Annotated in this window: 8 protein-coding genes and 1 pseudogene; 6 read left to right on the top strand and 3 right to left on the bottom strand. The window is 69.4% G+C overall.

The genetic code is table 11. From position 1 onward, the window contains the following. Positions 1 to 41: 41 nt before the first annotated feature. A complete protein-coding gene (locus OG899_RS17090; protein ID WP_406311193.1) occupies positions 42 to 2,486 on the bottom strand; it encodes a transglycosylase domain-containing protein in 2,445 nt (814 codons plus the stop codon). Between the two features lie 1,599 nt (positions 2,487 to 4,085). Here OG899_RS17090 and OG899_RS17095 point away from each other — a divergent pair. The 4 genes and pseudogenes from OG899_RS17095 to OG899_RS17110 form a co-directional block, all read left to right on the top strand. Continuing rightward, positions 4,086 to 4,387: pseudogene (locus tag OG899_RS17095) on the top strand (ABC transporter permease); the annotation flags it as partial. Positions 4,388 to 4,433: 46 nt separating this feature from the next. Continuing rightward, a complete protein-coding gene (locus OG899_RS17100) occupies positions 4,434 to 5,231 on the top strand; it encodes a DUF1707 domain-containing protein (RefSeq protein ID WP_125499710.1) in 798 nt (265 codons plus the stop codon). A 231-nt stretch (positions 5,232 to 5,462) separates the two neighbouring features. Further along, a complete protein-coding gene (locus OG899_RS17105) occupies positions 5,463 to 6,725 on the top strand; it encodes a DUF445 domain-containing protein (RefSeq protein ID WP_125499736.1) in 1,263 nt (420 codons plus the stop codon). A 76-nt stretch (positions 6,726 to 6,801) separates the two neighbouring features. Further along, a complete protein-coding gene (locus OG899_RS17110) occupies positions 6,802 to 8,400 on the top strand; it encodes an MFS transporter (protein WP_406311078.1) in 1,599 nt (532 codons plus the stop codon). Positions 8,401 to 8,449: 49 nt separating this feature from the next. Here OG899_RS17110 and OG899_RS17115 read toward each other — a convergent pair whose 3' ends face one another. After that, positions 8,450 to 8,755 carry a hypothetical protein gene (locus OG899_RS17115; RefSeq protein WP_125499735.1) on the bottom strand — a complete coding sequence of 102 codons (306 nt, stop codon included), beginning with the start codon at positions 8,753 to 8,755 and terminating at the stop codon, positions 8,450 to 8,452. 440 nt (positions 8,756 to 9,195) lie between these two features. Here OG899_RS17115 and OG899_RS17120 point away from each other — a divergent pair, with 440 nt between their 5' ends. After that, a complete protein-coding gene (locus OG899_RS17120) occupies positions 9,196 to 9,615 on the top strand; it encodes an Hsp20/alpha crystallin family protein (protein ID WP_125499017.1) in 420 nt (139 codons plus the stop codon). A 127-nt stretch (positions 9,616 to 9,742) separates the two neighbouring features. Continuing rightward, positions 9,743 to 10,300: a DUF2267 domain-containing protein gene (locus OG899_RS17125; RefSeq protein WP_125499018.1), complete on the top strand. Its 558-nt coding sequence runs from the start codon at positions 9,743 to 9,745 to the stop codon at positions 10,298 to 10,300. 615 nt (positions 10,301 to 10,915) lie between these two features. On the opposite strand, the gene OG899_RS17130 is transcribed toward OG899_RS17125, so the two are convergent. Beyond that, the gene (locus tag OG899_RS17130; RefSeq protein ID WP_251505815.1) at positions 10,916 to 14,059 is read right to left on the bottom strand and encodes a DUF3427 domain-containing protein; all 3,144 of its coding nucleotides are present in this window, start codon (positions 14,057 to 14,059) and stop codon (positions 10,916 to 10,918) included. Positions 14,060 to 14,311 lie beyond the last annotated feature (252 nt).

A 14,311-nucleotide genomic window follows, 5' to 3' on the forward strand; every position in this document is an offset into this window, starting at 1 on the left:
CCCACCCGGCGGGTGGCCCCGGTGTCCCCGGGGCCGGTTCGTCACGGCCGGCCGACGAGGCCGGCGCCTCCGCCCGGACCGCCCGGTCCCGCCGCACCGCCGGCGTCGGTGCCGCCGGTGGTCGGCATGCCGCCGCCCGCGCCCGGACCACCGCCGGTGTCCCCGCCGCCGGTGGTCGATGTGGAGCCGCCGGTGCCCGGACCGCCGCCGGTGTCCGCGCCACCGGTGGGCGGCGTGCCGGCGCCGGCGGTGTCACCCGCGGTCCCGGCCGTGCCGCCGCCCGGGATGTCGCCGGTCTGGCCCGTGTCGCCCTGACCCTGCACCTGGCCCTCCTGACCCGGGGTGGTGGATTCGCCGGGGGTCTCCGCGCCCGGCGTGTCCGTGCCCGGCTCGTCGCCGTCCGGGGTCTGCGAAGAGCTGTCACCGGGGATCGGCTGCAGCCGGTCGGCGCCCGCCTGCAGCTGCAGATCGAAGTCGTGCGCCGGGGTGTCCTTCAGCGCCTCCCGCGTGAACTGCGCCCAGATCTCCGCCGGCGCACCACCGCCGTTGATGCGGGGCAGTCCCATCGCGCCGTACAGCGACTTGTGGGCGGCGGTGTCCGGGTCCTGACCCATCACCGACACCACGGTGGCCAGGTCGGGGGTGTACCCCGCGAACCAGGCCGCGGTGTCCTCCTCGGCGGTGCCGGTCTTGCCGGCGGCGGGCCGGCCGGCCGCCTGGGCCGCGGTCGCGGTGCCGTTCTGCACCACGGACTGCAGCACGGCGGTGGTGGTGTCGGCGGCCTCACGGCTGATGGCCTGGGTGGTGGCCTGCTTCGGCAGGGTCACCGCGTCGCCGTCCTTGGTGATCTTCTTGACGATGGTGTACGTGCCGTGCCGGCCGTGGTTGGCGAGCGTGGCGTACGCCTGCGCCATGTCCAGCACACTGGCCCGGGCCACACCGAGCGCGATGGACGGGTAACCGCTCAGCTCCGGCGTGTCCTTCGGCAGACCCAGCGCGATCGCGGTGTCCTTCACCTTGGACGCACCCACGTCGACGGCCATCTGCGCATACACCGCGTTGACGGACTTGTCGGTGGCCTCGCGGACGGTGATGTTGCCGTAGGAGTGCTGGTCCTCGTTCTCCGGGGCGTAGTAGCCGCTCCAGCCGCGCACCGGCCGCTTGTTGGTGCCGTCGTAGGCGGTGTTCGGCGTGATCGGACGGCCGTCCTGGGTCCGGGAGCCGTTCTCGATGGCCGAGGCCAGGACGAACGGCTTGAAGGTGGAGCCGACCTGGAAGTCCCGGCGGGTGGCGTTGTTCGTGTACTGCTGCACGTAGTCGATGCCGCCGTACATGGCCACCACCTCGCCCGTCTTCGGGTCGATGGCGGCACCGCCGGCCCGCACATAGCGGTCGACCTTGTTGTTCTCCTTGTCGAGCTTGTCCATCAGCCGGTCGTCGACCGCCTTGACGAAGGCGTCCTGCTTGTTCTTCTGCAGAGTGGTGGTGATGCGGTAACCGCCGGCGGCCAGCTGCTGCTCGCTGAGGATGTGGTTCCGGTCCAGGTAGTCCTTCACCGCGCGGACGATGTAGCCGCGCTGGCCGGCCAGGCCGACCGGAACGGTGGCCTGCTTGGGCATCGGGAACGTCATCCCGGCCCGCTCGGAGGCGCTCAGCCAGCCCTTCTTGACCATGCCGTCCAGGACGTAGTTCCAGCGGGCGACGGCGGCGTTCTTGTTCTCCGGGTGGGCGACGACGTCGTACTCGCTGGGCGCGTTGACCAGCGCGGCCAGGTAGGCGGCGCGCGCCGGGTCCAGGTCCTTGGCGTCCATGCCGTAGTAGGCGCGGGCGGCGGCCTGGATGCCGTAGGCGTTGCGGCCGAAGAAGCTGGTGTTCAGGTAGCCCTCGAGGATCTCGTCCTTGGACTTGCTGCGGTCCAGCTTGATCGCGATGAAGAACTCCTTCACCTTGCGGGTGACGGTCTGCTCCTGGCCCAGGTAGTAGTTCTTCACGTACTGCTGGGTGATCGTCGAGCCGGACTGCTTGCCCTTGCCGGTGACGGTGTTCCAGCCGGCGCGGGCCATCGCCACCGGGTCGACGGCCGACTCGGTGTAGAAGTCGCGGTCCTCCGCGGCCAGCACCGCGTGCTGGGCGTCCTTGGAGACCTGGGCGAGGGTGACGTTCTCCCGGTTGATCTCGCCCTCGCGGGCGATCTCGCTGCCGTCGGCGTACAGGTAGACGTTGGCCTGCTTCTTCGCCAGGGCGTTGGCCTCCGGGATCTTCACCAGGGAGTACCCGAGGAAGAACGCGCCGATCAGCAGCACGGCGAGGGTGATGACACCGCCCAGCACCATGCGCCAGGTGGGCAGCAGCCGCCGCAGCCCGCGCCGCTTGGGACGCTTGCCCTTGCCCTTGCCCTTGCCCTTGCCCTTGCCCTCGCCGGCCGAGGCGTCGGCGCCGGGACCGGCGGCCGGTGACGCCGCGGCCGCCGCCGACGCGGTGGCGATGGTCGCGGTGGTGCCCGGGGCACCGGCCGCGGGGCCGGAGGCGTTCGCCGCCGCGCCCGGGGCACCGGCAGCAGGTCCGGAGGCGTTCGCCGCCGCGCCCGGGACCGTGCCGCGGGAGGCGGCACCGGCCCCCGCGGGTACCCCCGGGGTCTTGCCCGCCCGGCCGGCCTTCCCGGCGGCGGACACGGCGGTGATCTTCGTGGTGGGTGTGTCGACGGCACCGGCAGCCCCGCCGGGCTCGCCCGGCCGAGTGTCCCGGCGCGCCCCCGCGGCGTCACCGGCGTCGGCACCACTGCCCGCCGCACGGGCTGCCGCGGCACCCGCCGCGGCACCCGCCGCCGCGCCGGTGCCGTGCGTCGTACGGCCGGCCGGCGCTCCCGCACCGTCGCGCCGTGCGTCAGCGTCCTTGTGCTGGGCGTCCACACGCTCGCGCCGTGCGTCAGCCTCCTTGTGCCGGGCGTCCACACGCTCGCGCCGTGCGTCAGCGTCCTTGTGCTGGGCGTCCACACGCTCGCGCCGTGCGTCCGCACCGTCGTGCCGTGGGTCAGCGTCCTTGTGCTGGGCGTCCGCGTCCACGCGCTGTGCCCCCGCACCGTCGCGCCGTGCGTCCGCGCCGGAGCCGCCGCGCGCTGCTGCGCCCGTCGCTCCGAGAGAGGCTCCCTCGTCGGCTCCCCTGCTCTCCTCGCCGTCCTCGGCTCCCTCGGCGCGCGCCGGTCCGGTGGCAGGCTTCGTCCCCTCGGCGGCCTTCGGCGCGCCCGGGCGGTCGCCCGCCGGCCGCCGCGTGGGCGGGGTGTCCTCCTGCTGCTCGCCCGCCGCGGTCTTCGCCTGCCGTCCGCCGCGGTCCCGGTCCCGGGCCTGATCCGGTTCGGACGGGCGCCCGGAACCCGTGGACGCGGGCCCGGACGCACCCTCGGCCGGCGGCACGGACCGCTCCTCGCCACGCCGCTCCTTGCCGTCCCGGCCGTTCCCCGAGGCTCCGTCCCGGCCGTTTACCGAGGCTCCGTCCTGGACGTCCTCCGAGGCCCGGACGTCGTCCCCCGTCGGGGCCCCGCCCCGGCGCTCGCCCGGCCGGCCGTCCCCGGTGCCGGGCCGGCCCACCGCGGCCTGCTCCTCACGGGTGGGCCCGGCCACCCCGCTGTCCTCCGCCTCGGCGGAGGAACGGGCCGGGGTGCCGGCCGGGCGCGGTGCGGGCCCCTGGCCCTTCTCCCGCGGCTGCCCGGACGGTGGCTCGCTCGGCTGCTGGGCCTCGCCCCGCGTGTCGCCCTGCGCCTCGCTCTGCGTCCCGGCCTGCGGCCCGGTCGGTGGCTCGGTCGGCGGCTGCGCCTCGGCCCGAGGCTGCGGCTCGTCGCTCATGTCGTGCACGGACTCCTGTTTCGCGTCGTACGTCTCCGTACGCTCTCAAGCGCCTTCTGCGCCCCCGGATGAAGACTGCCGCACCATGCTCCCCGGTTCCGGCCCCGGGCCCCCGGATCCACCGGCACAGGGCCGGTGAAATCGGGACAGGACCGGTGAAACATGTGGCAGGCCGCGCGGTGACCGCACTACGCTTCCGCGCTCGGGTCAACGGTCCTGGGAGGGCGTGACGTGAGCGCCTTGCGGTTGTACGCGGCCGTCGCGGCGGGGGCTTCAGACGGTACGCGACGTATCGGGTCGCGACGGCGGCCGGGGTGTTCACCAACACGGTGTTCGGAGTGATCCTCGTCCACACCTACCTCGCCCTGTGGGACGCCCGGCCGCATCTCGGCGGATACGACCAGGCACAAGCGGTCACCGGCGTCTGGGTGGGGCAGGCCCTGCTCGCCACGCTCGCCATCGGCGGCGGCGGTGCCGGACGCGACCTGCTGGAACGCATCCGGACGGGGGACGTCGCCGTCGGCCGCAAGAGGAATGCCGTTCTCCGGCCGAACGCTCTCGTCTTGCGCACCCCCGGCTCGTACGCTGCTGCCCATGACCGACGAAGCCCCGGACCTGCGTGCGTCCGACGCCGACCGCGAACGAGTCGCCGAGGTCCTGCGGGACGCCCTGGCCGAAGGGCGCCTTGACATGCAGGAGTTCGACGAACGCCTGGAGGCCGCCTACAAGGCGCGCACCTACGGGGAGCTGGCGCCCCTCACCCGTGACCTGCCCGCCGGGGCCGCCACCCCCGCGGTGTCCCTGCGCAAGGACGTGGCGCCGGACAGCGGTTGGCGCGGCCGGATCGTCGGCGGCGACGGCTCCTCCTCGTGGGCCGTCGCCATCCTGTCCGGTTTCCAGCGCAAGGGCACCTGGACCATGCCCAAGCGGTTCAACTGCTTCGCCTTCTGGGGCGGCGGTGAGATCGACCTGCGCGAGGCGGACTTCGCCGACGGCGAGGTCGAGATCAACTGCGTCGCGATCATGGGCGGCGTGCAGGTGATCGTGCCGCCGGGGGTCGAGGTGGTGGTGCGCGGCATCGGCATCATGGGCGGCTTCGACCACCGCGAGGACGGCGTGGCGGGGGAGCCGGGCGCCCCCCGCGTGATCGTGACCGGCCTCGCCTTCTGGGGCGGCGTCGGCGTCGAACGCAAGCCCACCAGGGCCCAGCTGGCCCGCCTGAAGGAGCAGCGTCGCCAGGAGAGGCTGCAACGCCGGGCCGAGCGCCGTGAACTGCGCGCCTCGCGGCGCGACGAGCGCCGTGAACGGCACGCCTCCCGGCGCGACGAACGTCGCGAGGACCGGGAGCACCGCCGCGAGGACCGGGAGCACCGCCGCGAGGGATGGGCCTAGCACGCCGTCGGCCGCCCACCCCTCCCCGCGCACCCGCTGCCTGCCGTGCCGAACCCTGTCATCCGGCACCCGACCCGTCCCCCGATCCGGCCAGGAAGGGACAATTGGGGGCGGGACGTGGGTGCGATCACCGACGGCGCGATCACCGAGCGGGTGGAGTGGATGGAACGAACGACGACGACGGGTCCGCAGACCGGCTCGGACACGGCGGCAGCCGCATCGCACCGCACCATGACCGTCTTCGGCCCGGCCGACGAAGAACGCCGCCGCGGTGTGCGCCGGATGAAACTGACCGCGACCGCGCTGCTGCTGTTCGTCGCGGTGGTCTACGTCCTGGCCAAGGCCGCCCAGCACGCCGGCGCCGGGGCCTGGGCGGGCTATGTCGCCGCCGCCATGGAGGCCGGCATGGTCGGCGCTCTCGCCGACTGGTTCGCGGTCACCGCGCTGTTCCGGCATCCGCTCGGCCTGCCCATCCCGCACACCGCGATCATCCCCACCAAGAAGGACCAGCTGGGCATCTCCCTGGGCGAGTTCGTCGGGGAGAACTTCCTCTCCGAGGATGTCGTACGCCAGCGGCTGCGCGCCGTCGGCATCGGCAGCCGCCTGGGCGCCTGGCTGGCCCGGCCGGAGCACGCCGACCGGGTGACCGAGGAACTCGCCACGGCGCTGCGCGGCGCCCTGACCGTGCTGCGCGACGCCGACGTGCAGGCGGTGGTCGGGGAGGCGATCACCCGCCGGGCGGCCGCGCAGGAGATCGCGCCCGGCCTCGGCACCCTGCTGGAGAAGATCGTCGCGGACGGCGGTCACCGCCGGGCCGTCGACCTGGTGATCTCCCGCGCGCACGACTGGCTGGTGCTGCACGGCGACTCGGTGATGGACGCCGTCCAGGGCGGAGCGCCCGGCTGGACCCCGAAGTTCGTCGACCGCAAGGTCGGCGAGCGCGTCTACAAGGAGCTGCTGCGCTTCGTCACCGAGATGCGGGACATGCCGAGCCACCCGGCGCGCGGCGCCCTGGACCGCTTCCTCACCGACTTCGCCGCCGACCTGCAGACCGACGGTGACACCCGGGCCCGGGTCGAGCGCCTCAAGAGCGAGGTGCTGGGCCGCGGCGAGGTGCAGGACCTCATCGCCTCCGCCTGGTCCGCCGTCCGCTCCATGATCGTCGCGGCGGCGGAGGACGAACGCAGCCAGCTGCGCATGCGGGTCCGCGCCTCCCTGCTGTCCCTGGGCAACCGGCTGGCCGGCGACGCCCGGACGCAGGACAAGGTGGACCGCTGGGTGGAGGGCGCCGCGGTGTACGTGGTGACGACGTACCGCAAGGAGATCACCTCCCTGATCACGGACACCGTGGCGAGCTGGGACGCGGAGCACACCACCCGCAAGATCGAGGCACACATCGGCCGTGACCTGCAGTTCATCCGTATCAACGGCACAGTGGTCGGCTCCCTGGCCGGACTGCTCATCTACACGGTGACCCGCCTGCTCGGCGCGTAGCCGGGCCGTGCGCCCCGTGCGCGGACCGTGTCCGGGGCCCCCACCCCCGCGTTCTGCTCGGTGAGGAGGGTGCCCCATGACCACCGCAGACGCCGCGACCGGCCGCACCGTGACCACCGACATCCCCGCCCGGCTGGACCGCCTCCCCTGGTCCCGCTGGCACTGGTCGGTGGTCGTCGGCCTGGGCACGGTGTGGATCCTGGACGGCCTGGAGGTCACGGTCGTCGGCAACATCGCCGCCCGCCTGTCGGAGCCCGGCAGCGGACTGCCGATCACCTCCGCCGAGGTCACCGGTGTCGCGGCGGCCCTCTATGTCGCGGGCGCGTGCAGCGGTGCCCTGTTCTGGGGCCGGCTGACCGACCGGTTCGGCCGCAGAAAACTGTTCATGATCACCCTGGGGGTGTATCTGGCGGCCACGGCCCTGACCGCCGTCTCCTTCCACGCGTGGTGGTTCTTCCTCTTCCGGTTCCTGACCGGCTTCGGCATCGGGGGCGAGTACGCGGCCATCAACTCCGCCATCGACGAACTGATCCCCGCCACCTACCGCGGCCGCGTCGACCTGATCATCAATGGCAGTTTCTGGCTCGGCGCGGTCGGCGGCTCGCTGCTGTCGATCGTCGCCCTGAACACCGGCATCCTCCCGGCCGACGTCGGCTGGCGGGCGACCTTCGCGCTCGGCGCCGTCCTCGCCGTGATGATCCTGCTGGTCCGCCGGCACGTCCCGGAAAGCCCGCGCTGGTTGCTCATCCACGGCCGGGACCGCGAGGCGGAGGAGGTCGTGTCCGGCATCGAGAAGGCGATCGAGTCCACCCGGAGCGGGCCGCTGCCCCCGCCGCACGGCGAGATCACCATCCACCAGCGCCGCACCATCTCCTTCACGGAGATCGGCCGCACCGTCTTCGCCCGCTACCCCAAGCGGGCCGTGCTCGGCTTCTCCCTCTTCATCGGCCAGGCCTTCCTCTACAACGCCATCACCTTCGGCTTCGGCGCCATCCTGACCAGGTTCTTCGCCATCGAAGCCGACCACACCGGCTACTACTTCGCCGTCATCGCGGCCGGCAACTTCCTCGGCCCGCTGCTGCTGGGCAAGCTCTTCGACACGGTCGGCCGCCGCGTGATGATCTCCTCGACCTACCTGCTGTCCGGCGTGCTGCTGTTCGGCACGGCCTGGCTGTTCGGCCGCGGCTCGCTCACCGCCACCACCCTGACCGTCTGCTGGTGCGTGGTGCTGTTCTTCGCCTCCGCCGGCGCCTCCAGCGCCTACCTGACCGTCTCCGAGATCTTTCCGATGGAGACCAGGGCGATGGCCATCGCCTTCTTCTACGCCCTGGGCACCGCGGCCGGCGGCATCAGCGGCCCGCTGCTGTTCGCCGGCCTGACCGGCACCGGCAGGACCGGTGACACCGTGCTCGCCTTCTCGATCGGCGCCGCCCTGATGTGCGCGGCGGGCCTGGTCGCCGTCTTCCTCGCGGTCAAGGCCGAACGCCGCTCCCTGGAGGACATCGCCACCCCGCTGACGGCGGTGACGCCCGGGGAGCAACCTGCGGCCAGGGACACCGACGGCAACGGCAGCGCCGGCGGCCCTTCGGACACCCGGCCACCGTCCCCGCCGTCACCCTCGCCGTCGCAGTCCCCGCCGTCCCCGCCGTCGCCGCCGTCCTCGGACCCGGCCTGACGGCCGACTCGGGATCGGCCGGTCCCGCCGGGGGCTCCTCATGCGTCCGTCAGGCACCACGCCGGTCGGCGACGACGTACGAGGCCAGGGCCATCGCCCCGGCGACACCGAACACCGAGGGCCAGGCACCCACCTTCTTGGCCAGCGGGTGCGAACCGGCGAACGCCGCGACATACGCGGCGGTGAGCGCCCCCGCCGCCTTGCCGCCCGCACGCTTGGTCCACTGGTGAGCGGCAGCCGCACCGGCGACGGCCAGGACGGCGCCGCCCAGCTGCCGCTTCTTCGTCCAGCGCGCCACGCTGTAGCCGCCGACGAGCCCGCTCGCGGCGACCGCCGCCGTGGGAACCTTCGCCAGAATCTGCGCCATCACTGCCTCCCGGCTTGCGAGATCGAAACAAACCGAGGCTAACGCTCACGTTCCGACGGCCGAGCGCGCACCCCACCCGGAGACGAACCGTTCCGCATCGTTCCGCCGGGACGTCCACCGCAACCCCGGAGGCGCCCCGCGACGCCCGCGACGCCCGTGACGCCTCGCAACGTCCGACGACGTCCCGCGGCGCACCGTGCCACGCCGTCACACCCGCACACAGTCCCCGCCGCACTCCCCACACAACCCCCGCCGCACCCCCACCACGCCCATCACCGCCCCGTCCCCACCTCCCGGCATCCCACCCCACCTGCCCCTTCCCGCCACCCCAGGCAAACCTGAGTCCACTCTTGTCAAGTTTCATCCTCCGAGTTATATAAGCAGCAGAGGGCATCGCAAGAAGCGCCTCACGAAAGGAGTGACCTGTGATGCTCATGCGCTCCGACCCGTTCCGAGAGCTCGACCGCCTCACGCGCGAGGTCTTCGGCCCGGACCGCCCCGGAGCGATGCCGATGGACGCCTACCGGTCGGGTGACGACTTCATCGTCCACTTCGACCTCCCCGGCGTGGACCCGGAGACGATCGACCTCGACGTCGAGCGCAACGTCCTCAACCTCCGCGCCGAGCGGAAGTCCCCCGCCCCCGAGGGCGTGGAGATGATCGCCGCGGAACGTCCCACGGGCACCTTCACCCGCCAGCTGTTCCTCGGCGAAACGCTCGACACCGAGCGCATCGACGCCTCCTACGACGCCGGCGTCCTCACGCTGCGCATCCCGGTGGCCGAGCAGGCGAAGCCGCGCAAGATCCCGATCTCGGGCGGCAGCGAACGGAAGCAGATCGGGAACTGATCCCGCCGCTCCGACACCGACCACTCCAGGACAACCGACCACTCCAGGAAGGGCGTCCCGCGGACCCGGTACCCCGCCGCGGGACGCGGTCATGCCCGTACCCGATCCAGGAGGAGGACTCGCCCAGATGACCGCGACGACGGTCCACAGCGTCACGGTGCCGCGTGTGACCCTGCCCGGCGTCACGACGACCAAGGTCCCGTCGACACCGACGTCCGCCGCAGCGCTCCCGCACCGTGACCCGGCCTTCGACCTGCCCGCACAGCGCAGGACGCGCAGCGACGCACCGGACTGGACCGACCTGACCGAGCGGGTGAAGGACGCCGGCCAGTACCCGACGCGGGCGGAGGCCGAACGCGTCACCCGGATCGTCCTGTCGGCCCTCGGGGGCCACGTCACCGCCGACGAGCGGGTGGAACTGGCCCGAGCCCTCCCCGACGAAGCCGCCCGCGTGATCGCCTCCCAGATCCCGGTCACCCGCCCCCTGACCGCCGCGGAGTTCGTCGAATCGGTGGCCGCCCGCATCGACGGCTCCACCCCGGCCACGGCCCGCTGGGACGTCAGCTCGGTCCTGAGCGTGGTGGCCGACCTGATCGACACCGACCTGCTGACCCGCATCCTCGCCCAACTCCCCGCGGGCTACGCTCTGTTGTTCGGCCGTGCGGAACTGAGCCCGGCCCAGTAGCAGGCACCTCGCCCCCTGGCCTGGCCGGCGACACCCGCGGGCCGGGCCAGGGGACGCGGCGCCGCGCCGCCGGCCGAGCACATCACCGCACGCACGCGTGACACGTGAAGGCAGACCGTGCTCCGTGCTCACCTAATGGTGGATGTGCAGAGGTACTCCGACGCGTGGCTGACCATGGACACCCGGGACCGTGAGCAGCCCGACACCTGTGCGGCGAACGCACCCCGTCTCACCGCTGCTCTGAAGGAGATCTCCGCGTTGCTCGGGAGTGCTCCACTCCGGGGAGGATGACATCCTCGTAGCCGAGAGCAACACCTTCAATGATGTGGTGTGTCAGGTGGTGTCCGACTTTCTCTAGGGTGGCCTACAACTCCACGAGTGTCGACCTCGTCGATGGGGGAGGTGTTGTGACCATCAGCTCCCTGCACGGAATGTTCGAAGACGTGCGGATCCCTGAACGCGAATTCAGTGCGGAATGGGTGAGCCAATGCCCGAGCGGACCTGCGGAGGAGTGTGCATCGGCCGGCGAGTGAGGAAGGGTGCTCCGCATAGCCTTCCTCACTGCCGTATAGCGGCTAGGTTGAGTGACTGTGGGGTAGAGAAGAGGCACCGCTTTTAATGTGCGGGAGCCGCGTATGTCCATACGTCGGCCGGGAGCTCATGCTCCAGGCGCCAGGTGATAGCCATTGGCTTGCTGCCCCTGTGCTCAACGTATGTTGCTGGGCCAAGAAGCATCCAGGGCTGAGAGGTCCCTATGTCCGAGTCCTTGTAACGCCGGAGGAAGAGCAGGACGTGACTTCCCCGCTGTTCGTGCTGCTGGTACCGCAAGCCAGTGGGGGAGGTTTCAGAGGTGCTGTTCTGTGACTCCCAGTGGAAGAGCGTTCGAGTGCGTGCGTAATCCTTATACCGCACGGTGGGAGAGAAGTTCTTCTCATCCTTCTCTGAGGTAATGAAAAGAGCATCTGTCTGATACTTCTCTGACCATTGGACACCTTGCGCCCAAGTTCGCGGCAACTGGCCACCGATTCGTGCGACATCGAGTGCTGCAAGGATCTCCGAGCGGTTGTATGAACTGTGCACCTTCAGGGGGAGCTTGCTGAGGTTGCCCGTCAGCGCGATGGGGTTGTGGTCAGCTCGGTCAATGACGTAGGACAGCACCTGCGTCAGTTCATCGCGGAACCGCCGCTGATGGCGAAGTGACGCGAGCCCCTCCTGGTAGCTGGTGAATCCTCCCGCGTTATCCCAGATGTTGAAGAACAGCATGCGAGCGTAGGATTGATCAAGCTCGTTGAGGTCTTCATACCGCGGTGCATCCTCCTCGAGGAGACGCAGATACGCTTTAGCTCGGTCCGGGTCGTCTACATGGAGGAAGGCATGAACCCTTTTGAAGAGTGCGCTCTCCTGTGTGGTTAGTGGTTTATCGGTAAGGCCGGCTCGATGTAGAATAGCTGTCCACGAGTTATTACTTCTGTAGAGCTCCTTAATGTCTCGCTGGCTTTCTCGGAGATAGTCGACGAGGCGTGAGGTTCCGACAGCCTTGACCTCATTCGATATAGTCTGCACAGTAACTCTGAGTTGCCTTCTGATGTTGTTGAGGACAAGATCTTTGGACTTGCCCACCAGGACAATCTGGCAGCCAGATGGAAGCTGGGGGAAGTCTTGCTCGATATGTTCGACGAGACGGTTCCGTGACAGATTAGTCAAGGCGCAGAACTGGTTCTCGTAGCGAAACTCAGCCCGGTGCTGCCCGATGAAATCGAGCACAGTGAGGACAGGCTTGTCTGGTGTGCGGCGCAGTCCTCGGCCCAGTTGTTGCAAGAAAATTGTGGCGCTGTTGGTGGGGCGGAGTAGCAGCAGGGTGTCGACGTTGGGAATATCGAGACCTTCGTTGAAAAGGTCGACTGTGAAAATTATTTGCAGCTTGCCATCGCGCAAGTCGCGTAGTGCTTCTTCGCGAAGGTCACTCGGCGAGTCACTGTCCAAGGCTATGGCATGAAGGTTGGTTTCTCGACGAAAATATTCCGCCATATAGTGCGCGTGTGCCTTACTTACGCAGAAGCCTAGGGCGCGCATGACGCTGGGATCGAGAACCTTATCCTGCACCTGCTGAACGACGATTTGAGCACGCTCATCATTGCCGATGTATAGATTTTCAAGGTCTTGTTGGGCGTACGCACCCCGCTTCCAAGTCAGCTGCGTCAGGTCAGTCTCGTCCGGGATGCCGAAGTAGTGGAAGGGGCAGAGCAGGTCGTTCTCCAGCGCCTCCCACAGGCGCATCTCGGCAGCGATCCGTCCGTCGAAGAATTCGTCCTGGACGTTGATACCGTCCATCCGCTCGGGAGTTGCGGTCAGCCCGAGTAGTTCCTTGGGGCGGAAGTGGTCGATCACTCGACGGTACGTTGACGCCGTGGCGTGGTGGAACTCATCGATGACGATGATGTCGAAGTGATCCGGAGCCAGTTGCTCTAGTCGCTGAAGGTTGAGCGACTGCACACTGGCGAAGACGTGGTTCCACTTGAGGGGTTCCTTACCGGAGTGCAGCAGTTCGCCGAATGAAGCGTCGTTGAGAACCTTGCGGTACGTGCGCAGGGACTGGTTGAGAATCTCTTTGCGGTGGGCAACGAACAGCAGTCGTGGGCGTCCACCAGCCCACGTCTTGCAGAGGTTGCGGTAGTCGAGAGCAGCAGTGACCGTCTTACCTGTTCCGGTGGCTGCAACGAGCAAGTTGCGGTGGCGTCCACGTATGTTCCGCTCTGCTTCAAGGCGCTCCAGCATGTCTTGCTGGTGCGGGAACGGACGTACGGTGAGGACCGAGGGGTCGTTCGCTGTCTTGCCGGTCGAGCGTGTGCCACCAGCCTGTGCGAGTGCATCGTCGAGGCGTTCATAGTCGCGGTCCGGGTCGTAGGTCTCAAAAGCCGCGTCGTTCCAGTACGCATCGAACGTTGCTGCGATCTTCTCCACCACCGCTGGCGAAGTGACCGACGACAGTCGCACGTTCCACTCCAGTCCGTCGAGCAGCGCGGCGCGCGACAGGTTGCTGCTGCCGACGTAGGCGGTGTGGAATCCTGTGTCGCGATGGAAGAGCCAAGCCTTGGCGTGCAGGCGCGTGGATCGTGTCTCGTAGTTAACCTTCACCGCAGCGCCGAAGTCTCGCACGAGGCGGTCGAGTGCTTTGCGCTCAGTGACACCCATGTATGTGGTCGTGATGATCCGTATGGGTACGCCCTGTTTGGCTGCGGCGCGAAGGGCCTCCTCAAGGACCCGGATGCCATGCCATTTCACGAAGGCGCAGATCAGGTCGACCCGGTCGGCTGTAACGAGCTCGGCCCTCAGCTCCGTTCCGATGCTGAGGTCGTCCGGCGCGTTCGTCAGCAGCGAGGTCTCAGATAACGGGGTGAGGGGACGGATGGCGAAGACACCCGGCGCCTCACGCTCAGCCAAGGCGAGGAGTTGCCGGGGACCTTCCACGAGGGTGCTGTGCGGCTCAGGATCGTGGTCAGCAGTGTCCGCGGCTATGGACTCCAAGAGTTGGTTGGCAAAGGACACCCGCTCGCCTGCTGGTAGCTGCTGGAGCTTGCGGGTCAGTATCTCGCCGATGTGACGAGCCAGCACCTGGGGCGACGAGTCCTTACTAACTCGAGCGTCGATGGCCTTCCAGCCCTCGGCCTTGAGCTGCCCCAGCTCGTCGTGCATCCGCTGCGTGATGAGCCTCTCGTACACCCCGGCAACGGGCTTGCCCAGTTCCCCAGCCTGTGTCATCTAAGACCCCCTCCGACACGTGTAACCGTGCCACTGTTGTAACAGCCGGCACTGACAACGTAGGTCCACGGGCCGTGAACAGGTCTTGCGTCTTGGCGTGATCACAGTCGGACCGCACGTGAAGGGACGGGCAGGGTCGCAACATGTACATGTTGTGCCGCCAGGTGGTCCCGCCGACGTAGCTCATCCACGCGCAGGGGCGGCGTGCTCGGCGTACCTGTGACCGCGTTGCGCGACGGCAACCAACCCGGC

Origin of the sequence: Streptomyces thermoviolaceus, from assembly GCF_045209695.1 — a bacterium.
GTDB lineage: Bacteria > Actinomycetota > Actinomycetes > Streptomycetales > Streptomycetaceae > Streptomyces > Streptomyces thermoviolaceus.

Bases quoted from the DNA above. Each gene is read 5' to 3' on its own strand.
- OG899_RS17100 (WP_125499710.1), top strand. From the start codon at position 4,434: ATGACCGACGAAGCCCCGGACCTGCGTGCGTCCGACGCCGACCGCGAA.
- OG899_RS17105 (WP_125499736.1), top strand. From the start codon at position 5,463: ATGACCGTCTTCGGCCCGGCCGACGAAGAACGCCGCCGCGGTGTGCGC.
- OG899_RS17110 (WP_406311078.1), top strand. From the start codon at position 6,802: ATGACCACCGCAGACGCCGCGACCGGCCGCACCGTGACCACCGACATC.
- OG899_RS17120 (WP_125499017.1), top strand. From the start codon at position 9,196: ATGCTCATGCGCTCCGACCCGTTCCGAGAGCTCGACCGCCTCACGCGC.
- OG899_RS17125 (WP_125499018.1), top strand. From the start codon at position 9,743: ATGACCGCGACGACGGTCCACAGCGTCACGGTGCCGCGTGTGACCCTG.
- OG899_RS17130 (WP_251505815.1), bottom strand. From the start codon at position 14,059: ATGACACAGGCTGGGGAACTGGGCAAGCCCGTTGCCGGGGTGTACGAG.